A 22,471-nucleotide genomic window follows, 5' to 3' on the forward strand; every position below is an offset into this window, starting at 1 on the left:
AAAGAAAAAACCGCCTTTCGGCGGTAATCAATCTCTATGACTATGAACAGCTATTTCTAATACCGACTCGAGCCACGCCCTCCACGTTTGGATTCAGTAGCACGACGGAATTCCAGTTGCCGCTCATCACTATCTTTGATAAACTTAGCCAGTTTGTCCTCGAAGGAGACAGTTGGCACTCGGCGTTCCCTTTCTCTTCTAACAGTTGGGTTAGCCTGCTTAATCGATAGCCCAATTTTACCTTTTTCATCAACGTGAATCACTTTGACTTTTACTCGATCTTGCTCTTTTAAATAATCCCTGACATCCTTCACATACGCATCCGCAACTTCCGAGATATGCACAAGCCCAGTGATCTTATCAGGCAGCTCTACAAAAGCTCCAAAATTGGTGATTCCCGTCACCACACCCTCAACAATGCTGCCAACCGCAATGGCCATACGAAGCAAACTCCTCCTTGTGATGATATAACATATTACTTTTATTATATCCGCCTGCTTAGAGGACTGTCAAGATGACAGACCTCTACATGCCTTACAAATTTTTACTGCTTTTTGGGGGCAATACGAATTTCTCCTTTGCGAACTAACCCTAATTGTTCACGAGCCAGTTGCTCGATATAACTTGGGGTGTTCAATTGAACGATTTTATCTTCTAAATCCTTCTTTTCGTTGAGCAAGTTTGACTTTTCCTCATTCAGGCTAGCGATGTCTTGTGTGACCTCGCTATGGAGCTGATAGAGTTGCCAACCCGAGCTAACGAATAGGGTAGTAAAGAACATTAGTAAAATCGGCCGGAGGAGTCGAAAGCGACGCCGTCCAGCTTTGGGCTGGGGCTCTTTAACTGTCCGGATCCTCTTCGTCAAATTCGTTCCCTCCTAGGCCAAATTCAGCCTCCGGTATAATGCACACAATCTCATACCCTTTTCCCTTGGCACGATTAAGCAGGGTTGCCACTGAACTGGGGCTGAGATGCAACTTCTTCGCGATCTGCTCTTGGGACTTTCCGCTTTCCTTCAAGACGACCGCCTGGCGTTCTCTAAAGCTTAACTTCTCTAGACCCCGAATCTCTAAATGCACAGCATACACCCTAGCTTAACCAAATTATCGTAAGTCTCCTTTTATCCACAGTCCTAAAAGTTATGCACAATCTGTTGATAAGCTGTGGACAAACTATGGACAAAATGAGTACAACCAACCTACAAACTGTGGACATCTTCATTATACAGAGAGAATCCTATAGAATCAATCCTTTCTAGGAAAATTTACCCATTAGTCCTAGGCGGAAAGAGACGATCCCAAAGGCTGAGTATTTTTTTTCGCACTCTCCAAACAGGTTCTGCTAAAAGAGTCTCCACTATGCGAAAAACTAATAGACTAAACCAACGTAAAAAAGCATAAGGAGGACGCATTAAGAGAATTACACCTTTGACCGGAATTTTCAGCCCCTCCAGAATCAACCACACTAAATTCTCGATCAACAAGTATAACTTGAAAAAAAGCCAGAGGGTTGCCCTGCTTAAAACTCGCATGTACAGGAAGAGGCCCAAGACACTCCCCCAAAGGATATAGAAGCGTAGATCTAACGCATTGGCTCGTAAAAAGAATCGAAAGAGAAGGGCTAAAGCGGCGACAGAAAAAAGAAGATCTCCAATAAAGGTTGCAAATTTCCCCCATCCCATCCATTTCCGAAGAGAACGGTAAAAATCGAAAATAAAGCCGATAGCAACGCCGGCTAATAGTACCCATATTAAAGCTTGAAATTCAGAAATATCCTCTCCCTCCCTTCAGCTCCAGAAGTCTAGCGGAAAATTTTCCCCCATAGATTTTGTCGTGAACCAGAATGCCGTGGGTAGATTAATGCATCGACATGCCCCTCGACTTCAACCTGCCCCTCCTTGAGATCGAGATGCTTGATCGCTAACTTCTCCCCCTTGATAGTTAAAACTCCTTGGATCGTCTCAAGCAAAATCTCCTTAGGGTCGAACGACTGAACCTTCGATACACCGGATAGAGAAAGAAATTCCCGGTTATCCATGGTTAGCCGGTGCATTTTTTCCTTATTTTTTTCCATGCTATCCAGCCCCCCTATCTTCCATTTCTTCTTAAACCATATTCTCGGAGGGGGAAATTTAGACTTTACCGCTAGAAGGGCAAAGAAAAAAGAGCCATTAAGGCTCTTCATATCACCGGAGCTCTATAGCTCCTCCTCAGGCATACTCTTCTTCTCATCTCGCAAAACCTCATAAAGCAAATGGGCCTCATTCGCCTTGACACTATTTGGTGTAGAAACAACTCGAACCTCTAAGAGGTGCCTAGCCATCTCCAGGGTTACGATATCCCCAGGGTTCACATCAGCTGAAGGCTTCGCGATCCGACCATTGAGTCGAATCTTTTCCCCTTCGCAAATATCCTTAGCGACCGTTCGCCGCTTAATTAACCGTGAGACTTTTAAATACTTATCAATGCGCATAGCAAATCCCAACCTTTAGATTATAGAGTCCTCATAAGCCGAAAAAAGAGAAATCAGGCTCTAAAGAACCTGATTTCCGAGTCATCTTTTTTGTTCCTTTATTTTTGAACAGCGTCCTTTAACGCTTTACCTGCTTTAAAGCCTGGAACCTTAGAAGCCGGAATAACGATGGTTTCTTTGGTTTGAGGATTTCTGCCGGTACGCTCAGCACGGTCTTTCACTTCGAAGGTACCAAACCCTACAAGTTGAACCTTCTCACTTTTTGCCAATGCCTCTTCGATCGAAGCAAACACTGCATTGACTGCTTTCTCAGCATCTTTCTTGGATACATCCGCTTTTTCTGCGACAGCGGCTACTAAATCAGCCTTGTTCAAAACGATTCCCTCCCAAATATGTATTGAGTATTCCGCGTTATATTTCGCGATAAATGACCAAACTCCTGCTTTTATTTATAGATTGTCGCTAATCTCTTCACTTTTTTCTATAATTTTAGCCATTTCCCAATAATGATCCATCTGTTCGAGTGATAAATTCTCAAGTTCTTTTCCATCGAGCAGGGCAAGTTCCGACATTTTCATAAACCTAGTCTGAAACTTTCGAACTGTCCTCCGTAGAGACTCTTCAGGATCTAACTTTAAGAACCGTGATAGATTGACTAAGGCAAAAAGAGTGTCCCCGAATTCTTCCTGAATCCCCTTCTTCTCTGCAATGGCCTCTTCTAATTCTTTCAATTCTTCATAGACCTTTGCAAAGGGACCTTGGAGATCAGGCCAATCAAAGCCAACTTTGCCCACTTTTTTTTGAGTCTTCGCCGCCAACATTAAAGCAGGCAGTCCACGCGGGAATTCAAATAAGCTATTTTTCCGTTCTTGATCGCTTTTTTCTTCTTTTTTAATTTGATCCCAGTTCCTAACCACCTCGGCGGAGTTATTCACCTGAACATCCCCGAACACATGAGGATGCCGACGAATCAACTTATGTATAATCTCTCTCAACACATCATGGAACTCGAAGTCTCCTGACTCCTGTGCAACCTGAGCATGGAATACTACTTGTAATAATAAGTCTCCCAACTCTTCTGCTAAATTATACATATCCTTCGCTTCAATGGCTTCTAAAACTTCATAACTTTCCTCAATCAAACACGGTTTAAGGGAATCATGGGTCTGCTCTTGATCCCAGGGGCATCCCTCAGGGCTCCGAAGCTTACTCATAATACCCGTTAGTTTCGTTATTGAAATCGCTTCAGAATGAGGGGGAACTATTACGGTAGTCAAGTGGTCGAATTCCTGATGGTCAAGCTCATAGAGCAAACTCTTGAAAACGTTCTGCTGGGTGGTGCCTAGTGCCTGAACGACATATACCAGAGCATCATCAGGATAGACCTCCATTAAGTCCAATTTAACTTCTGAGGCAATAAAAGAATTATAGACCTGTGGAATAACGAGCCACTCCTGGCCAGTAATCCCGCTTCCCTTCAGTGCATCATAATTCCGGAGTAAAAACCCTTCCACAGGGTCAAAAGGAATTGCAGAAAAGAGTGGATCCAAGAAGCTTAAGGCCGGACGAATCTTAACCTCAAATCGTGAAGAAAGCTTGTCCACAATGAGCTGAACACTTTTCTCCGCAACCGACGGATGTCCTGGAACAGCATATACAACCTCTGGAAATTCCTCTAATTCTCGTCCTAAACGGGTAACAATCCCCTCATATACAGCTTCAAACGAACCCTCTTGCTCATAGAGCGCATCGAAGGATTCAGCTTGAATTCCCTCTTCAAGCAAATCCTGAGCACAGGGGTGATTGATCGTCCGAAAAAAGATTCGATGAGCCTTCTTGAGCAGCTGATAGTCTCCTAGCGTCATAGACCCAAGACCTGCTGGTCCCAAACCCAAAACGTATAAAGTACTTTTCATCGGCATCCCTCCTGGGGGCTATTGTATCATAAAGCAATTATAAACAAAACTTTGCCTTCCTCCCGAAAACACTGTTTTCGCACTTGTTAAGATGCTGTCTTCGCACTTGGTTGGTCTTCATACACCGGCAAAAGCCCTCGATAAGTCACAGTGCGACTTATCGCGCTTTAGCTTTTGTGTTATGCACCTTGAATAAAATACTTACTGATATGCGAAAAAAAATTAAAGCGGCAGCACCGCTTTAATTTTAGCCTAGGGGTTATCCCCATGGATTTACTGTTCCATTTGTTTTGCTAGAAATCCCGCAGCCGTCTCTACCAATTTCAATTCCAAATCACCCATTTTGATATTCGGGTCTTTGGACATTAGGATAACCGCTCCAATGGGATCTCCTTCAGCAATAATCGGAGCAACCACTTGATTCGTCAATTTCCCTTGCTCATCATCCTCATCCATCTTCGCTCCGGTGTCTCCGGCTTTGAGCTGGATTGTTTTGCGATCGGACATAGACTGTTCGATACTCGCCCAAATCGCCTTATTTAAATATTCCTTTTTCGAAGCCCCTGAAACGGCTATGATAACGTCTCGATCCGCTATACAAGCAATATGACCTGTTGCCTCATAGAGGGAATCGGCATACTCTTTGGCAAATTCGCCGAGTTCGCCAATGGGGGAGTACTTTTTCAGTATCACTTCCCCTTCCCGATCGACGAAAATCTCCAAGGGATCTCCCTCACGTATACGAAGTGTCCGACGAATTTCCTTGGGGATAACAACACGACCGAGATCATCAATTCTTCTTACGATGCCTGTTGCTTTCATGGACGCTCTTCCCTCCTTAAAGTCGTTTACGAGCCACTTGGCTTTTAACGGCCGTTACAGACACGGCAAGACCACAATCTAAGGGTTATCCTGACAATTGGACATCCTGCCTGTGGAAAATTTTGCGTTGTCTTTAACTTCATTGATAGTATATATCTGGTGAATCTCTATTATTCATTTTTTTCCAAAGATATGAGTTAAATATAAAATAAAGGAGACTTACCTGTCGGCAAATCCCCTCAGAAAGCACCTTATTTAGTTGCTGGTTTATACTCTTTAGCATACTCGATATTTGCTTCGGCTTTAGTCCGTAAGTCTGTATAATAGGCTTCAAACTTTTGTGCCTTGGCATCAGCTAAGGCATCCTGTGCTACTTGCTCTTTCACCTTAGTAAAGTCAGCTTGGGTTCCTTGTTTATGATCTTCGACCAAAATGACATGGTAACCGAACTCTGTCTTGACAGGCGTGGTGGAATATGTTCCCACTTTTTGTGCAAAGGCTGCCTTCTCAAATTCTGGGACCATCTTACCCTTTGTAAAATACCCTAAATCTCCACCTGAATCTTTGGCTCCTGATTCAGTGGATTTATCCTTAGCCAGTTGCTCGAAGTTAGCTCCCTTTTGTAACTGTGCGATAATATCTGTTGCTTCTGGTTCTGTCGCGACAAGGATATGGCGCGCTTTTACCTGTTCGGGTTGTCCCCCGTACTGCTCCTGATGGCTATCAAAGAAGGTTTTTACTTGCTCATCAGATACAGTTACTCCTTCAGCTACTTTAGCCGATAAAGCAAAGTAATTTCTTACTTCTTCCTGGGTCATGGCCTGTTGTTTAAGCCATTCTTGGTATTGTGTCTCATCCCCAACCATCTTCTTGATTTGATCTTCTTGTTCCTTAATCTTAGGATCATCTAAATTGAGGTTAAGATTCTTAACTTCTTGAATGACTAATTTAGAAGCGATCATGCCTTCGAGGACCTCGCTTTTAACCTGAGCTAGAGCCTGTTTCCCTTGATCCGTATCAAAGCTCATCCCCATGCCCTCGTAGGTCTTCTGAACATCTGAGAAACGGCTATTAAAATCGGCCTCTGTGATAGCTTGCCCATTCACTTTGGCAACCCATTTTTCCCCACCCAAGGAGGAGCATCCTGTTAATCCTAAAGTTAGTACTAAGATTCCGGCAATCAATCCATTCCGGAAAATCTTCATCTTGTCACACCCTTTCATATCCATCAAATGCCATTATATCAGGGTGTTGTCCCCGAATCAATACCATTAAATACCATTAATACGCGATGAATGGCCTCTAAAATTTCCTCCTGAACGACGGATCGGAGCCGAACCTTTATCTCCAAGTTTCCAGTTCCTGTGGTTCCAAAAGACACAGGGAACGGAGATGCTGAAGCAACACTCATAAGCTTTTCGCCTGTTAAGCCGGGATCCGTTGCAAAGCGCAATACTACCTGTTGTTTCGCTTGTTGAATCTGTTCAATCTTGAGTACAGCTGAGAGCCATTTTATTCGAATAATCTTAAGTAAGTTTTCAACCTCTCGCGGAGGAGTTCCGAATCGGTCTATGAGCTCATCGAGCATTTCACTCAATTCCTCTTCATTCTCGATCATGATCATACGTTGATAGAGAGAGGCCTTCAACTGACGTTCTCCAATATATTGATCGGGCAGAAAGGCATCAACTTGAACCTCGATACTTGTCTCGATTTTCTCCTCGACCTTCTCCCCTTTCAGTTCCTGTACTGCTTCTTTAAGCATCTGGCTGTAGAGCTCGAACCCTAAGGCTGCTAAATGCCCATGCTGTTGTGCTCCAATCAAATTTCCTGCCCCCCGGATCTCCAAATCCCTCATCGCGATCTTGAGACCCGAACCAAACTCCGTGAATTCTCGTATCGCGGCTAAGCGCTTTTCTGCGACCTCGGTAAGAACCTTTTGCGGTTTATAAAGAAAGTAGGCATAGGCTTTTCGATTCGAACGTCCAACACGACCGCGCAATTGATAAAGCTGCCCAAGCCCTAACCGATCCGATTCATCGATAATCAACGTATTCACATTGGGCATATCCAAGCCGGTCTCGATGATCGTCGTACAAACGAGGACATCACTTTCGTGCTCCAGGAAAGCAAGCATCTCTTTTTCCAATTCTCTCTCACCCATTTGTCCATGCGCGATTCCATACCGAGCCTCTGGGACAAGCTGACTTAAGAAATGCACGACCTGATCCATATCCTCGACTCGGTTATGGACGAAAAACACCTGGCCTCCCCGTTGGATTTCCCGTCGAATAGCCTCCCGAGCGACATCAGGACGAAACTCTGCAACATACGTTTGGACAGGAAAGCGATCCTCCGGTGGAGTCTCAATGATACTCATATCCCGAACTCCAACTAAGGACATGTGTAAAGTCCGAGGAATCGGTGTTGCCGATAGAGTCAAGACATCGACATTTGCCTTAAGGGTTTTAAGCTTCTCTTTATGGGCAACCCCAAAGCGCTGTTCCTCATCGATGATTAGAAGTCCTAGCTCCTTAAACCTCACCGCTTCCGAAACGAGTTTATGCGTACCGACCACGACATCGACTGTACCCTCCTTCAGTCCTTGGAGGATCGCCTTCTGCTCTTTAGCTGATCGAAAACGACTCAGCATCTCAATGGTTATCGGGTATCCCATGAAGCGCTCCCGAAATGTATTAAAATGCTGTTGGGCAAGAATTGTCGTCGGAACCAAAACGGCAACTTGCTTACTATCCATAACCGCCTTAAAGCCCGCTCGAAGCGCTACCTCTGTCTTTCCATACCCCACATCCCCGCACAATAGCCGGTCCATCGGACGAGCTCGCATCATATCTTGCTTCACTTCGATGATGCTCTGCAGCTGATCGGGTGTTTCCTGATAGGGAAATTTCTCCTCAAACTCCTGCTGCCAGACATTATCAGGAGAGAACGCATACCCTTTCATCGCCTCTCGCTGAGCATAGAGTTTTACGAGATCGATCGCCATTTCCTTGATTGCACTTTTTGCCTTGGTCTTAACCTTTTTCCACTCTGAGCCTCCGAGCTTATACAACTTTGGAAGAGTTTCTGCATCACTTCCCAAGTATTTCTGCAAAAGATTTAATTGATCGAGAGGCACATAAAGCTTATCCTGCCCAGCGTATTTTACCGAAAAGTAATCCTTCTCATTACCACTTACGGAAATCCGTTCAATTCCCAGGAACTGACCTATACCATGATGGACATGGACGACAAAATCACCTGGCTTAAGATCAGCGAACTGTAACCGCTTAACCTTCTTCTCTGGGGGCTTCTGGCGTTTAACGGGAGCCTTTCGTTCGCGTTTATAAATCTCAGCTTCACTTAGGATGACTAGTTTACTGACAGGGAGCTCAAACCCTTGATCTATGGAGTGGGCATAGATGAAAACTCCACCCTCCTGAACGGGGTCCCCTAACTTCCGTCTTCTCGCAACCGCTCCCCGATCCCTTAACCCCTGAATCATCCGTTCAGCGTGCTCCTCATCCCCTACAAAAAGAGAGACAACATGGCCAGAGTTTTGCCAGTGCTCAATCTCCTCCACAAGAATTCCTGTTTTACCCATGAATCCCGTCAGAGGTCGAGCGGTTAAGTTGAAGATTTGTTTGGGAGATACCCCAGGAATTTGGCGCGGTAAAGTCGAGAGAAGAATAAATGGCCGAGGATTTCCATAGTTTATTACTTCTTCATAGGTAATAAACTGAGCTTCAGGGCTAACAAACTCCTGTCCTTTCTCCAAGGAGTATGTATACTCCTCCAAACGCTCCTTTTGCTGAAAGTCAAGTTGTTCCTTCAAGCGTAACGGTTCATCCAAAATAACGTGGCAATCCTTCGCAAGTAACGAGAAGAAAGGATTCAGAGGCTCAGGAAGGAGGCTTAAGTAGGGATAGATGTTCTCATCCAATATCCCCATGCTTAGCCGCTCTTCGAGGCGTAGAGACTTACTCATGACATTTTCTGCAGCTTCCGAGCGTCCACTTCGGTTCAACCGTCCTGCTACTTTCCTAGCTTGTGCACGAACCTCCCAACGCAGCTTCTCCAATTCCTCCGGTCGAACCACATATTCGAGGACGGGTGAGATTCTTACACTTTGCAAAGAACCCGTCGACTTCTGCGACTCTAAATCAAAGATCCGAATGGAATCCACTTCATCATCAAAAAACTCGATTCGAAGAGGCTCCCCATCTAATGGGGATATATCCAAAATTCCTCCACGAATCGCAAATTGCCCTTTCCCTTCGACCACATCGAGACGCTCATAGCCTGCTGTCACGAGGTTCTTCGAGAGATCTGCTAGCCCATAGGACTCCCCTTGCTTCAACTCTAAGGTATACTCCTGCCAGCGCGAAGAGGAAAACATTCGACGTTCTACCGCAAGTATTGGCGCAACAACTGTACAACGATTATCCTCGGCAAGACGGCTGAGTACACGTATTCTCTCTGCCGTCGTTTCACGGCTTTTCCCTAAAACTTCATAGGGCATCCACTCAGTAGCCGGGAAATATAGAATCGTCTCCTCGGGGAGCCACGAGCGCAGATCATTCACCCACTTTTGCGCAAGCTCGTCTGAATAGGTGAGAATAAGACCAGGTCTCCCCTTCTTCAAAAGCTGAGCGACAAAAGCTGGTTTTTGACTTCCAGCTAAATTGTAAATCATTTGCGGCCATTCCTTCTTAGAAATCGCCTTTTCGACCGCCTCGACATCGAAGCCCAGCCGTAAATAATGGCTTAGCGTGTTCAAAAAATTCATCCTTTCAGGCAGCACGAAAACATGAACGTCCGCAAAGGACCCCCACTTGATGCTTAATCCTTATCTTTATGCATAAAATGACTGGATTATCTTTGGTTTGTGACTGAGATTACGAACGAAGGCGTTACATTATAAGGATGTACGCTTAGTGAAGCCTGCTATAATGTGCCACTTCCAGATCGCTCATACAGTCCGGGCAAAGGGCATACGCCACATTCCCAACGACATTTATTATAGAATCAGGGCGTTCCTCGGTCAAGTCATCCAATTCAAGCTCACCCAGTATTTGATCGCACGCCTGGCAGACTTTCATTACTAGCATGATAAACACCTCCAAGACTAGGTTTGCCTAGGAAGTGGAGGGTTATTCACGCACCTACCGATTAAACTCATTCATCGCTTTATTGCCATCCCCTTTGGCCCAAAGAGTCACAGCCTTAATCCCCCGATCAAGGACTTCATCTAACGTAGGTAGCTCCTCCTTAGCAAACGACGACAGTACATATCGTGCAGAATCCCAGCCAGCCGGAGGCCTGCCTATTCCGATCTTCAGCCTCCAGAAGTCCTCTGTCCCCAATTCAGCGAGCATGGACTTTATCCCATTATGCCCCCCGGCACTTCCTGACGTTCTCATGCGAAGACGTCCTAAGGGCAGATCCATATCATCATAGACTACGAGGATATCCTCGGGGTGAAGCTTATAAAATTGTGCCAACTCTCGAACGGAGCGACCACTTAAATTCATGAAGGTCTGAGGTTTAAGGAGATAAATTTTTTCTCCTAAAATCTGAGTTTCCGCCACCAACCCTTGGAACTTCGGCCGGAAATCTAACTTCAGATCCTCCGCTAGACTATCCAGAAGTAAAAAGCCCACATTGTGACGAGTCTCAGCATATTGCCCCCCCGGATTTCCTAGACCTGCTATAAGCTTCATCAAAACTCCAACTCCTCTAAGCATATTGAAGACATCCCGTGAATACATTGATGTTAGCATGTTTCCCAAATTTTTGTGTTCATTGAAAATAAGGGGGTATAACGATTGAAACCGAGTAAAAAGTTTTTATCCTTGCCGATCGTCTCCCTAAGCGAAGGACAGCATATCGGTTATGTAAAAAGCCTGGTCATTGACTCACAATCCAAGTCTCTCGCCGCTTTGGTGATTGACCCAAAGGGGTTCTTCAAGGATCAGCGCATTATTCCCTATGCTAAAGTTGTGAGCGTCGGGGATGATGCCATTACGATCAACAAAGGAGCCTATGTCGAAAAATCAGCAAGCCTCCCGGAAATCTTAAACCTCATCAAGGAAAAACTCTCAGTCATCGGAACACGGGTCATCACCCAAAGCGGAAAAACGCTTGGTGTAGTTGAGGAATATTATATTGACCCAGAGACCGGAAAAATCAAACAAATAGAGATATCCGGAGGAAAAATCGAAGGACTTCTCAATGGGAAAGCCTTACTTGATGCCGATTATATCACCACGATCGGGCAAGATGTTATCGTAACGGAAAAGGGTTGCGAGAATAGTCTAATCGCAGTAGACAAGGGAATCAATGATGCTTTTAAATCTATCCTTCACTCCACTTCGAACCTAGCAACGGGAACAACTCATGCTATAGGCAAATACTTAAAAAAAGATAAGCCCATAGGCAATAAAAAAAGTAAAGATAAAGCCATCGCAGACAATGATTTCATACCTAATACACTAGCTGAGGCAGAAAACTTAGAGAATCCCAACGTTGAAGCTTCAAATTCTCCTACTTCGACCCCTGCGGCTCTGCCAAGAATCAGCGAAGAAGTAGGCTTAGCTTCCCAAGAAACCGAGGAGGAATACAAAGAATCCCCGTCGACGAAAGAACCCCTGGGATGATACCCAGGGGACCCTAACTAGCTAAAAAGTTTACTTACGGAAAGATCCTCATGGATACGCACGATCGCAGATCCAAGCAAGGGAGCGACAGAGAGTGCTGTGATCTTGGGGATTTTTCGTTCTGGATTCATAGGAATCGTATTCGTCACGACAACTTCCTTAATTACAGACTTCTCCAGCCGATCAAGTGCTGGACCGGATAAGACAGGATGTGTGCAACAAGCATAGACATCCAGCGCTCCACGATCCACTAAGGCTTGTGCCCCTTGTGTGATTGTCCCTGCTGTATCAATAATGTCATCGATCATAATCACATGCTTGCCTTTAATATCCCCGATAACATTCATAATTTCGGACACATTCGGCTCTGGACGGCGCTTATCGATGATCGCAAGTGGAGCTCCGATTCGCTCCGCAAGATTCCGTGCTCGTTGGACTCCCCCATGATCAGGGGATACCACGACAATATTTTCTAATTCTTTATTTCTAAAGTACTCTGCGAGAATCGGGACCGCAGGTAAGTGATCCACTGGAATATCGAAGAAACCTTGAATCGCTGGAGCATGAAGATCCATCGTCACAATCCGATCTGCCCCTGCAGTCGTAATCAGATTGGCCATCAACTTCGCTGTAATCGGATCACGGGCTTTGGATTTACGTTCTTGACGAGCATACCCATAATAGGGGATGACTGGAGTAATGCGTCGAGCGGAAGCCCGTTTTAAAGCATCAATCATAATCAAGAGTTCCATAATGTTATCATTGGTCGGGCTGCACGTTGGCTGAACAATGAAAACGTCCGCACCTCGGACACTCTCATCAATCGCAATGGTAATCTCCCCGTCCTGAAAACGTTTTACTTTGGCCTCTCCAAGCGGAACCCCGAGATAGTCAACAATTTCTTCCGCTAGTTCTCGGTTGGCATTTCCGCAAAAGATTTTTAACTCTTTGACTGACATTCCAAATTATCCCCCTAATTTTTCTTATTGCGAACCCAGTTTTCCTTAATCCTCTGGGCACTGCGCTCAACCGCTAACGCATGCGACGGAACGTTCTTCGAGATCGTCGATCCGGCTCCTGTCACTGCTCCTTCTCCGATTTCTACCGGAGCTACAAGATTAGTATTACTCCCAATGAAAGCGTTATCCCCAATTTTTGTAGGGTATTTATTGACACCATCATAATTGCAGGTTATCGTCCCTGCACCGATATTAACAGATTTCCCAACGTGGGAATCTCCTACATAACTTAAGTGTGGGATTTTAGAGCCTTCCCCAATTACACTATTTTTCACTTCTACAAAATCCCCGACCTTAACTCCTGCTTTGAGAACCGTACCTGGGCGTAGATATGCAAAGGGACCTACGGTACAACGAGCTCCAATCATAGCTTTATTGCCGACCGTATGTGTGACTTCACAGCCCGTCCCACAGCTACAGTCTGTCAACGTGGTGTGAGGACCGATGATTGCATCCTCTTCTACATGGGTATTCCCTTTTAAGGTCGTAAAAGGTTGCAGAATCACATCTTGGCTTAACTTAACCTCTGCATCAATGAAGGTAGAGCCTGGATCGATGACCGTAACCCCTTCTTCCATCCAGTAAGCAAGAATTCTTTCTCGTACCACCTTCTCGGCTTGGGCGAGTTGAGCTCTGCTGTTAATTCCTAAAGCTTCATGGACATCCTCTGTACAATGAGTCGCGATAACGTCCCCTTGAGCAAGGAATATTTGAAACACTTCGGTTAAGTAGTATTCCCCTTGAGCATTTTGAGGGGTTATTTTCTTTAGGGCTTCTCTAAGTTTTGCGACATTGAAACAATAGGTTCCCGTATTGATTTCCCGAATTTGGCGTTCCTCAGAAGTAGCATCCTTTTCTTCAACGATCCGAAGGAACTTTTCTCCGTCTTTCACAACTCTCCCTAACCCAAACGGATTCTCGAAGCGAGCGGTCAAAATAGTCGCTGCCGCCTTACCTTCTGAATGGAGCTTAACCAAGGTTTCGATCGTTTCAGGGCGAATCAAGGGTTGGTCCCCACTTAAAACAATTATATTCTCAACCTCATTACAATGAGGAATTGCTTGCATCATGGCATGTCCGGTTCCTAATTGCTCTGCTTGAATAACAATCTCAGCCCGGCCATCTATCCATTCCTCAATCTGCTCTCTACCATGCCCTAGAATGACCAGGGAACGCCCCAATTGAATCGTTCCTACACTATCTAATACATGTTGAAGCATTGGTTTTCCAGCCAGCGCGTGCATAACTTTGGGCAGCTTTGATTTCATCCGAGTCCCTTTTCCCGCAGCCATTATCACAGCAGCCCAATTAGGCATTTTACATTCGCCTCCAGCAATAGTTTAACCTTCATTCATTAGATATACCCGAAAGAATCTTATTCGTCAAAAAACAGCAAAATTCCTTTTTTATTTTATAATTAATTCTATCTCAATATCTTCCTCTTGTATAGGTAAAAGAGACCCTAATCAGGGTCTCTCCTCCTGTATCTGTATATTTCTTGTTACATTGCTTCCTGATAAGCCTTTAAAACTGCACTCTGGATCACTTCACGAGCTGCAGAAGAGATAGGGTGGGCTATGTCACGGAACTCCCCTTCAGGAGTTTTACGACTTGGCATAGCAACAAACAGACCATTTGTTCCTTCAACGACCTTTACATCGTGTACAACAAACGAATTGTCGAAAGTTACAGAAACAACCGCCTTCATCTTACCCTCAACGTTCACTTTCCGAACCCGGACGTCAGTAATGTTCATTATGAATATCACCACCCTTCCCTTCGACCTGCAAGATTCTATCAAAAGATATTCTCTATATGGTAAAAAACTCCTTCTTTTATGAGAAAAAATTCTTAAGTTTACCTTATTCTGTTTTATTCCTTTGATTTTCGAAGAAATAGGACCAATTTGGCCCAAAATGAGGTTAGCTCCTTTTGGGCACGACGACCGCGATTCCATTGAAAGGATCTAGTTCTCCAAGTTGAAGAAGAGATAAATAGTGATCGACTAATTTAGGTTCATTTTCATGAGATGTCTCCATTAAGACTCCAAAACCGACGACATCGGCTTCAAACTCCTTCATTAAGTTCATCATCCCCAAAGCTGTGCCTCCGGCTTTCATGAAATCATCAATCATCAAGACCCGTTTACCTGGCTCTAAAGTCCGACGCCCTAGTGACATGGATTGAATCCGCTTGGAAGAACCTGATACATAGTTAATACTTACAGCCGATCCCTCTGTTACTTTATTTCCATGACGAATGATGACCATAGGTACTCCGAGAGCTTCTGCTGTGACTAAGGCAAGTGGAATCCCTTTCGTCTCAATCGTTACGACGACATCTGGCTTTTTCTCGCGGAAAGCACCCGCAAAAATGAGCCCTAGTGGCCTTAAAATTGACGGGTCATAGAGTAAATCTGTCATATAGAGAAAACCACCTGCTAAGACACGGTCCTGAGAACTTAGCCGCCCTGCTAATTCTAAGAGGAAACGCGCTGCCTCCTCTTCTGAGATTTCTGGAATATACCGAACTCCACCTGCGGCGCCTGATACGGTCTCTAGCCGACCCTGGCCTGTTAAGCGCATACTCTCCTTCACCGCAAGCAAATCCTCACTGATTGTCGATTTTGCCGCTCCAAACCGTTCGGCTAAGACCGTCAGAGGAATCAACGCATTGGGTTTTGACATCAATACTTGCATCACAGCTACCATGCGCTCTGCACGTTTCATCTTATCCACTGACTAACCCCTATTCCTTCTCTGAATTTTCTTTTGTTTCTTTCTCATCCGTAGCCGTCTCTTTGGTAAAACGCAAGGTCTCAAACATTACATTCTCAGCCGTAACGATATGTGCCGTTGCCAAGGCTTGAGCCTCTTCTACATCATGGCGGGATAAAGCCTCAACAATCCCGCGGTGTTCGTCGATGGCATCCTTAAGCCGCCCTGGAACAGCAAGGGACGTCGCCCGGAAACGCTGAATTTGCTCTCTTAGATTCGCCAAAATCTGAATCAATCGTTCATTTCGGCTGGCCTTATAGACTAAGGCATGAAAGTCCGTATCCGACTCCACGATTTCTTCTAGGTTCATTGCTTCCCCTTGACGATAAAGGAGAATTCTCTCCATCTGTTCGATCTCCTCATCGGTGATTCGTTCTGCTGCTAGTCCCGCGGCTAAGCCCTCGAGCGCCGAACGAATCTCAAAAACATCGGCCACATCCTTATGCGATACTCCGGCGACATACGCGCCTTTACGAGGAATCATAACCACAAAGCCTTCCAGTTCCAACTTACGGATAGCTTCTCTAACTGGAGTACGACTCACACCCATCTCTTCCGCAAGTTGAATCTCCATCAATCGCTCAGCAGGTTCAAGAACTCCCGAAATAATGGCTTCACGAAGAGATTCGAACACAATCTCTCTTAAAGGTTTGTAACTATCAAGCTTTACAGGTACTAATTTTCTTTCCATTGGTATGCTCCCCTTTCAATCGTTTGAGTTACCCAAACGTCATAACCCTTTTCTCTAAACCGAATAGCAATCTCTTCTGCTAGCTCACTCGATTTGATAATTCCAAAAACTGCAGAGCCACTTCCTGACATCAGTGCCCCTAGACACCCTATCTCCGTTAGCAAGGCTTCCTTAATACAGGCTATCTTAGGTAAGATCTTTATTGAGGCTTGCTCTAGATCATTGCTCAGGAGTGAGGTGATTTTCTGAACGTTTCCAGACTCCAAGGCGGCCTTCCAGGTCTGATGATCGAGTAGGGTGCATTTACCCTCTGCATCAAAAACACGATAAGCTTCTCCGGTATTGACCCCTTCCTTCGGCTTAATGAGGATCAAATCCATCCGCGGGGCAGCAGGTAAATGCTGTAGACGCTCTCCCACTCCGGTAGCCCATTGGGTCCCTCCCTCAAGACAAAAAGCGACATCAGCACCAAGTCGTGCAGCGATTCCATGAAGCTGTTCTCGAGAATAAGGCTTCAGAAAAAGAATATTAAGGGCTTGAAGGGTAGCAGCTGCATCTGAACTCCCCCCAGCTAACCCAGCCTGAACAGGGATATTCTTTTCAATCTTGATAGATATGCCCTTCGTTTGAGTTAATCCCTCCAGGTAGAGTTGAGCCGCCCGATAGGCGAGATTCTCTGCTCCGCTCAATTCTCCACAGGAACATTCGATTCCGCTCTCCGTCAAAGAAATCGTAATCCGATCAAGTAGCCCTATAGACTGCATTACACTCTGGAGTTCATGGTACCCATCCGACCGCCTCCCTGTAATCGCTAAGGCTAAATTAACTTTAGCATAGGCGAACATTGTGACCTGATTCCTGTTCATTACTCAATCCTCTCCGAACGTTCGAGTTATATTTTCTCTTATTATACCCCATAAGTGCTTTTTTCTACTAGTACACGGATGAATTTTCAGGAAAATCTTTTAACCTACTCGACACTCTGAAAAAGACCCAATATAAGGAACATTCTTGACCATTCCCTACTCCAAAAACTTTTTATCTTCTGATGGTGATGTAACGCGCCATGATTGTCTACTCTATACAGCAAAGGGCTACCCAAATTCTGCTTCCGGGTAGCCCTCACAGTTAACCTCATTTGATGTCAGACTGCCCCTAAGGAAGCTACCTCTTGAGGTCGTTCTGAAGCCATTCTCTTCTCTTGATTGAGTCGAAACGTGATCTCTTCTTCGATAGGCTCTAAATTTTCGTAGAACATGACAAAGATTTCTCCTGGGTTACATGTATCCAATCCATGTTGAAAAGCTTCCCTCTCTGGAAGGACAACCGAAATCTTCCGAGGATCCATCCCCGCAGAAATGGCCTCATTCAGAAGGATTTCCGCGACTTCACCCGGTTTGCGTCCTCTTAAATCATCATCTTCACGGATGATCAGTCTCTGAAAGCCCTGGGCCGAAACTCGTGCCACTTCTCTTATCGTATCATCTGGTCGATCCCCTGGCACGGTAATACACCCAACCACCGAACGTGCTTTGAACTTCCTTAAGGTCTTAGCTATTTCTCGAATTCCTGCCGCATTGTGCCCGTAGTCAATAAACACTTGAACCCCGCCAACCTGATAAAGATTTAACCTTCCTCGGTTATACTCTGAATCAGAAGTAAACTCGGCAAGCGATGCTCGAATACCCTCCGCCGTTAGCCCCAGAGACCACCCGACTGCAATCGCAGCCAGGGCATTTTGCAAGTTATGCAAAGCTTTTCCATCCCAAGTCACCGGAAGATGTTTCACCGCACAAATCTTATAAGAATGATCGCCTTGACAGATAAGGATCATTCCGCGTCGGACAAGAAGCGCCATTCCACCCAAAGCTAAGTGTTTTCGTATGGTGAGATTATCCTTTTCTGTACTGAAGAAGATGACTCTACCTTTGGTCTTACGCGCCATAGGTACCACTAGCGGATCATCTGCATTGAGAACTACATAACTGTGTGGACGAACAACCTCCGCGACTAAACTTTTGACGTGAGCTATATCCTCAAGGTTTTCAATACCATATTGCCCTAGGTGATCATTGGCAACATTCGTAATTACAGCAACGTCCGCATAATCATAAGCCAGTCCCGAACGCAAAATTCCTCCACGTGCTGTTTCTAAGACAGCTACCTGAACGTCTGGATGCCTTAGAACGGTTTGAGCACTTTCTGGCCCGGTTGTATCTCCTTCAACGAGTAGCTTACCTCCGATATAAATGCCATCCGTCGTTGTCATTCCAACGGTTAAGTCACGGTCCGAAAGCATTTTCCCGATCATACGTGTCGTCGTCGTTTTCCCATTTGTTCCGGTGATGGCGATGATGGGAATCCTTCCATTCCCGGCAGGCATAATCTGGTTCACAATGGCTTTCCCCACATCAAGCGATTTGCCAATCGTAGGAGAATGGTGCATTCGAATCCCGGGCGCGGCATTCACCTCGATAATCGCACCATCTTGTTCTCTGAAGGAGACCCTTATATCGTTAAGAACTAAATCAATACCAGCAATATCTAAACCAACGATTCGTGCAGCATATTCAGCCATCTGAGCATTATCTGGATGAACCCATGCCGTTACATCTTCTGCGATTCCCCCAGTACTAAGATTAGCACTATCACGCAGATAGACGACTTCTCCTTTGGCAGGCACAAAATTTAGGGTGAGATTCTTTTGTGTTAAGCTCATTAGAACGACCGGGTCGATTTTAATTTTAGTAAGAGCCTTCTCGTGATCCTCCCCTCGTTCAGGGTTGGAATTTACTTGTCCGACAAGCTCCTCAATACGAGAGACCCCGTCTCCAATGACATGAGCTGGAATCCGCTCTGCAGCAGCAATCATTTTCCCACCGACGATAAGGGTACGGAAATTCTTCCCTTCAATGTACTTCTCGATAAGCACCTGATCTCCATAGGCTTGCGCTACTCGGAAAGCAGTTCGTACTTCCATCTCTGTCTCAAGCTTCAAGGTTACCCCTTTTCCATGATTTCCGTTATAGGGTTTGACGACCACGGGGTGACCCAATTCCTGAAAGGCTTCAACCGCTTCATCCTCGCTTCGAACGAGGAAACCTCGGGGAACTGGAAGCCCCCCTTCTTGTAAGAGTTTTTTTGTTAAGTCCTTATCACTTGCGATATCCACTCCGATACAACTCGTCCGATCCGTCATCGTGGCTTGCACTCTTCTTTGATTCCGACCATATCCCAATTGTAAGAGGCTACAATCATTTAAGCGTTGCACTGGAATACCCCTCTCCTCAGCCGCTTCAACGATCGCCTGAGTCGATGAACCCAAACTATTTTCGATAATCACTTTTTTTATCTGCTTAACTCGACTCTCAACCATGGGAATTTTTCCTGCCAGGACTTCATTCACCAGTTCAAAGCCCTGCTGGAACCCTACTATTCCACCTTTTTCAGAATCGTAATTAAAAATAATCTCATATTGCCCAGGATATTCCGGAAGACAAAGGGTTTTACCGTAAGGAATATTCTGACCTGCCAAGGTAAGAAGTTCTATAGTTACATGCTCAATAATATGTCCCACTAAGGTTCCCTCTTTTAGCCGTTCGATAAATCCCCCCGGCCTCCCACGTGAACAAAAGTGATCCGAGAGTGTGGGTAAACACTGAACTAAACGCGTATTAAAGTCTCCAAGAGTGTCGCTCGTTACTTCTGTCCATTCCTGGAGATCCACGACGGCCCGGATAACAGGGCGATAACTAAACACATTGGCCCCCGGAATCGCCTGGATTTTGAGTATCTCCATTGCGATATTAGTCCTCCTTCTATCCTTCAAGAAAAGTACACTGTATTAGTTTTACCTTTTTAAAGCGCAATATTCTTCTTAACTCCTATTTCTCGGCTTTATAATGCGAAGTTCGTCGTTTTAGATCAAAGCCATAACCATCGGACAAAACATGCATAAGTACCGGGGTGAGGACCAAGGCCTGCCCAGGGGATATCTCAGATACATTACTTTCTAACGAGGGAGAGGCATCCACCACAGTGACTGTCTGACTTCCAACTACGGTAAAGCGTCCGTCTGAGTAAACGAGTATCGATGTATCTTCATCGATTCCAACCCCAAGCACATATGGGTTCTGAGAGATCGCCGATAACAGACGTCCAATTCGTCCCCTCTGAGCAAAGTGCTGGTCCACGACTACAGAATGTAATAGTCCAAGTCCAGGAGCCATTGTCAAGGTATCCTTCTTGGCTGTCCCCGCTTCCCCCCCGACAATCATGGTATCTGACATAGCCGATGCTCCTGCACTCGTTCCCGCTATGATTACCCCTCTCTCATAAAGTCGGTGTAGAGTCCGTCCTAGTCTTGTCCCTCCGAGAATCCCTGTGATTCGAAGTTGATCCCCGCCCGTGAAGAAAACTCCAGTGGCCTTCTCTAGTTCATATGAGATCGTTTCGTTATTTGCCGAGGTACGCTCTGCTACATCAAGTACTTGTACCTCTGCTGCCCCTAAATGTTGAAAAAGCTCCTTGTATTGTGATCCTACTTGTCCCGGATATTCTGTTGCTGCGGTTAAAACGGTGAGTCGGCTTTCCTTCCCACCGGCTTCACGAACAAAACGCTTCAGTATCTTACACTCTTTTTCTTTATCTTCTGCTCCGCCAATAATTAAAAGTTTTCCCTCCACATAATCACTCATGAAATTCCTCCCTCCAAATCACATTTATTTTCCGCTCAAAGGGACCAAGATTATGCAAGATTAACGTTTATTCATAAAACTCATAGGATAATAAAGAAAAAGAAAGGTAGGAGGTTCCCTATGGCACAGCGAAAGATCGTCATTCATCGTTCAGCACGTCAATTGGAGCTCTATGACGGGGATCGTATCTTGGGCCGCTACCCCATCGCAGTGGGAAAAAGCGCAACTCCAACCCCAACGGGTAATTACTCAGTTGCGACCAAATATATGAACCCAGGCGGGGTCTTTGGATCTCGCTGGATTGGACTATCTCTCCCACACTACGGGATTCATGGAACGAATAATCCTTCAAGCATTGGGACTCAAGCATCATTAGGATGTATTCGGATGCATAATCGTGATGTAGAAGTCGTCTATAATCAGATTAATGAAGGGACGCCGGTGATAATAAGGCCATAAGCAACCTTCGTCTATTTAGAAAGATGGAGATAGGGTGGTGTAGCTCACGGGTCATTTAAATGAAAAAGCACCTGCACATTCTCTGCACAGGCGCTTTTTCATGTCTTAATACGGGCTTCTCGGATACCCCTTTCGGAGCTGTCCACGCGTTTCGATTCCTCCTAAACCGTCCGTTCCAGTCACAGTATGCCGAATGATATCTTTCAGCGACACCATCCGATCAATCGGGGTAAAGGCAATCCGCTCGACGATAAAGACGGGATCGAAGGCATGAATTAAAGTACGCTTCGGAGAGGAGGCGAAGTTCGCTCCTGCTGCTAAAATCGCTTCATAATTCGATTGGCATGCCCCAGCAAAAATGACAAGAGAATCTCTATTGGGTTGAAAGCGTCGAGCCTCAAGCACCGATTGAACGAAATATCGCGAACTCCGATAGCTATCGAGACTCTTAAAATCCTTTTTTCCGTGTAAAAACCCATCATGCCCTGTAAGAACAACGATATCGGTAGGGTTCTCTTGAAGAATTTGGCGGATGGCCTTGGGCTGATCGACTTCAGACTTACAAATCCCCTTAGCCTCAAGCCCTAGCTGATGATATGTCTTAATGCACTGATCGAGATATTCTTCATCCCCATCCAAGTGGAGAACCCGCCCCGGGATTTCATAGAACTCATCCTGAACATCCTGGACAGCTTTCCGCTGATTAACGACAATTTTCAACTTGTTATAGATACCCTGAAAATCTTCCCTTTGATAGTGTGCGACTTCGGCTGGGTTCTTGCCGATGAGATCCTGTAGTGGTGCATCTGCGACAAGACGGAGGTTTATCCCCTTGAGAATAGCAACCCGTTCCCCACTTACAGAGAGAATCTGCTCGATTCGAAAAAACAGATCCTGTTTGTGCGAACGTCTGGCAACGATATCACCTACTTTAAACATGAGCGGCCCCCCTTTCTACC

At 45.4% G+C, this 22,471-nt stretch carries 24 protein-coding genes; 2 read left to right on the top strand and 22 right to left on the bottom strand.

Features of this window, described 5'->3' with window-relative positions; genetic code table 11:
- Positions 1-56: 56 nt before the first annotated feature.
- The 13 genes from ACZ42W_RS22275 to pth all read right to left on the bottom strand — a co-directional run bounded on the left by ACZ42W_RS22275 (position 57) and on the right by pth (position 10,933).
- Positions 57-440: a S1 RNA-binding domain-containing protein gene (locus ACZ42W_RS22275; RefSeq protein WP_464167426.1), complete on the bottom strand. Its 384-nt coding sequence runs from the start codon at positions 438-440 to the stop codon at positions 57-59.
- A 104-nt stretch (positions 441-544) separates the two neighbouring features.
- Positions 545-865, bottom strand: a complete 321-nt coding sequence (locus ACZ42W_RS22280) for an FtsB family cell division protein (protein ID WP_464167427.1) — start codon at positions 863-865, stop codon at positions 545-547.
- Positions 840-1,079 carry a sigma factor-like helix-turn-helix DNA-binding protein gene (locus tag ACZ42W_RS22285; RefSeq protein WP_464167428.1) on the bottom strand — a complete coding sequence of 80 codons (240 nt, stop codon included), beginning with the start codon at positions 1,077-1,079 and terminating at the stop codon, positions 840-842. Before ACZ42W_RS22285 ends, ACZ42W_RS22280 begins: the two co-directional genes overlap by 26 nt.
- Positions 1,080-1,264: 185 nt before the next feature.
- Positions 1,265-1,771 carry a spore cortex biosynthesis protein YabQ gene (gene yabQ / locus ACZ42W_RS22290; RefSeq protein WP_464171141.1) on the bottom strand — a complete coding sequence of 169 codons (507 nt, stop codon included), beginning with the start codon at positions 1,769-1,771 and terminating at the stop codon, positions 1,265-1,267.
- A 29-nt stretch (positions 1,772-1,800) separates the two neighbouring features.
- Positions 1,801-2,073, bottom strand: a complete 273-nt coding sequence (gene yabP / locus ACZ42W_RS22295) for a sporulation protein YabP (protein ID WP_464167429.1) — start codon at positions 2,071-2,073, stop codon at positions 1,801-1,803.
- 123 nt (positions 2,074-2,196) lie between these two features.
- Entirely contained in the window at positions 2,197-2,472 is a 276-nt protein-coding gene (locus ACZ42W_RS22300) for an RNA-binding S4 domain-containing protein (RefSeq protein WP_464167430.1), read from the bottom strand.
- A 98-nt stretch (positions 2,473-2,570) separates the two neighbouring features.
- Positions 2,571-2,846 (bottom strand): HU family DNA-binding protein, encoded by a 276-nt coding sequence (locus ACZ42W_RS22305; RefSeq protein ID WP_464167431.1) that lies wholly within the window; start codon positions 2,844-2,846, stop codon positions 2,571-2,573.
- A gap of 75 nt (positions 2,847-2,921) precedes the next feature.
- Complete coding sequence (gene yabN, locus ACZ42W_RS22310) at positions 2,922-4,388, bottom strand: bifunctional methyltransferase/pyrophosphohydrolase YabN (protein ID WP_464167432.1); 1,467 nt, start codon at positions 4,386-4,388, stop codon at positions 2,922-2,924.
- Between the two features lie 273 nt (positions 4,389-4,661).
- Positions 4,662-5,210, bottom strand: a complete 549-nt coding sequence (gene spoVT, locus ACZ42W_RS22315) for a stage V sporulation protein T (protein ID WP_464167433.1) — start codon at positions 5,208-5,210, stop codon at positions 4,662-4,664.
- A gap of 251 nt (positions 5,211-5,461) precedes the next feature.
- Positions 5,462-6,415 carry a peptidylprolyl isomerase gene (locus ACZ42W_RS22320; protein ID WP_464167434.1) on the bottom strand — a complete coding sequence of 318 codons (954 nt, stop codon included), beginning with the start codon at positions 6,413-6,415 and terminating at the stop codon, positions 5,462-5,464.
- 38 nt (positions 6,416-6,453) lie between these two features.
- Positions 6,454-9,999 carry a transcription-repair coupling factor gene (gene mfd / locus ACZ42W_RS22325; protein WP_464167435.1) on the bottom strand — a complete coding sequence of 1,182 codons (3,546 nt, stop codon included), beginning with the start codon at positions 9,997-9,999 and terminating at the stop codon, positions 6,454-6,456.
- Between the two features lie 145 nt (positions 10,000-10,144).
- Positions 10,145-10,321: a hypothetical protein gene (locus tag ACZ42W_RS22330; RefSeq protein WP_464167436.1), complete on the bottom strand. Its 177-nt coding sequence runs from the start codon at positions 10,319-10,321 to the stop codon at positions 10,145-10,147.
- 54 nt (positions 10,322-10,375) lie between these two features.
- Positions 10,376-10,933 carry an aminoacyl-tRNA hydrolase gene (pth, locus tag ACZ42W_RS22335; RefSeq protein ID WP_464171143.1) on the bottom strand — a complete coding sequence of 186 codons (558 nt, stop codon included), beginning with the start codon at positions 10,931-10,933 and terminating at the stop codon, positions 10,376-10,378.
- A 105-nt stretch (positions 10,934-11,038) separates the two neighbouring features.
- Here pth and ACZ42W_RS22340 point away from each other — a divergent pair, with 105 nt between their 5' ends.
- On the top strand, positions 11,039-11,869 hold the full coding sequence (locus ACZ42W_RS22340) for a PRC-barrel domain-containing protein (RefSeq protein ID WP_464167437.1): 831 nt from the start codon (positions 11,039-11,041) through the stop codon (positions 11,867-11,869).
- Between the two features lie 17 nt (positions 11,870-11,886).
- Here ACZ42W_RS22340 and ACZ42W_RS22345 read toward each other — a convergent pair whose 3' ends face one another.
- The 8 genes from ACZ42W_RS22345 to ACZ42W_RS22380 all read right to left on the bottom strand — a co-directional run bounded on the left by ACZ42W_RS22345 (position 11,887) and on the right by ACZ42W_RS22380 (position 21,053).
- Positions 11,887-12,828: a ribose-phosphate diphosphokinase gene (locus ACZ42W_RS22345; RefSeq protein ID WP_464167438.1), complete on the bottom strand. Its 942-nt coding sequence runs from the start codon at positions 12,826-12,828 to the stop codon at positions 11,887-11,889.
- A 14-nt stretch (positions 12,829-12,842) separates the two neighbouring features.
- Positions 12,843-14,204, bottom strand: a complete 1,362-nt coding sequence (gene glmU, locus ACZ42W_RS22350; protein WP_464167439.1) for a bifunctional UDP-N-acetylglucosamine diphosphorylase/glucosamine-1-phosphate N-acetyltransferase GlmU — start codon at positions 14,202-14,204, stop codon at positions 12,843-12,845.
- A gap of 185 nt (positions 14,205-14,389) precedes the next feature.
- Positions 14,390-14,644 (bottom strand): septation regulator SpoVG, encoded by a 255-nt coding sequence (spoVG, locus tag ACZ42W_RS22355; protein WP_464167440.1) that lies wholly within the window; start codon positions 14,642-14,644, stop codon positions 14,390-14,392.
- Between the two features lie 166 nt (positions 14,645-14,810).
- Positions 14,811-15,626 (bottom strand): pur operon repressor, encoded by an 816-nt coding sequence (gene purR, locus ACZ42W_RS22360; RefSeq protein ID WP_464167441.1) that lies wholly within the window; start codon positions 15,624-15,626, stop codon positions 14,811-14,813.
- A 10-nt stretch (positions 15,627-15,636) separates the two neighbouring features.
- The gene (locus ACZ42W_RS22365; RefSeq protein WP_464167442.1) at positions 15,637-16,356 is read right to left on the bottom strand and encodes a GntR family transcriptional regulator; all 720 of its coding nucleotides are present in this window, start codon (positions 16,354-16,356) and stop codon (positions 15,637-15,639) included.
- Positions 16,341-17,222 (bottom strand): 4-(cytidine 5'-diphospho)-2-C-methyl-D-erythritol kinase, encoded by an 882-nt coding sequence (gene ispE, locus ACZ42W_RS22370; protein WP_464167443.1) that lies wholly within the window; start codon positions 17,220-17,222, stop codon positions 16,341-16,343. Before ispE ends, ACZ42W_RS22365 begins: the two co-directional genes overlap by 16 nt.
- Before the next feature lie 278 nt (positions 17,223-17,500).
- Complete coding sequence (gene cphA / locus ACZ42W_RS22375) at positions 17,501-20,155, bottom strand: cyanophycin synthetase (RefSeq protein ID WP_464167444.1); 2,655 nt, start codon at positions 20,153-20,155, stop codon at positions 17,501-17,503.
- A gap of 85 nt (positions 20,156-20,240) precedes the next feature.
- On the bottom strand, positions 20,241-21,053 hold the full coding sequence (locus ACZ42W_RS22380) for a cyanophycinase (RefSeq protein WP_464167445.1): 813 nt from the start codon (positions 21,051-21,053) through the stop codon (positions 20,241-20,243).
- 120 nt (positions 21,054-21,173) lie between these two features.
- Here ACZ42W_RS22380 and ACZ42W_RS22385 point away from each other — a divergent pair, with 120 nt between their 5' ends.
- The gene (locus ACZ42W_RS22385) at positions 21,174-21,512 is read left to right on the top strand and encodes a L,D-transpeptidase (protein ID WP_464167446.1); all 339 of its coding nucleotides are present in this window, start codon (positions 21,174-21,176) and stop codon (positions 21,510-21,512) included.
- Positions 21,513-21,617: 105 nt separating this feature from the next.
- On the opposite strand, the gene yabG is transcribed toward ACZ42W_RS22385, so the two are convergent.
- Positions 21,618-22,451 carry a sporulation peptidase YabG gene (yabG, locus tag ACZ42W_RS22390; protein ID WP_464167447.1) on the bottom strand — a complete coding sequence of 278 codons (834 nt, stop codon included), beginning with the start codon at positions 22,449-22,451 and terminating at the stop codon, positions 21,618-21,620.
- Between the last annotated feature and the right edge of the window lie 20 nt (positions 22,452-22,471).

It is taken from the genome of Desulfitobacterium elongatum (assembly GCF_055378975.1).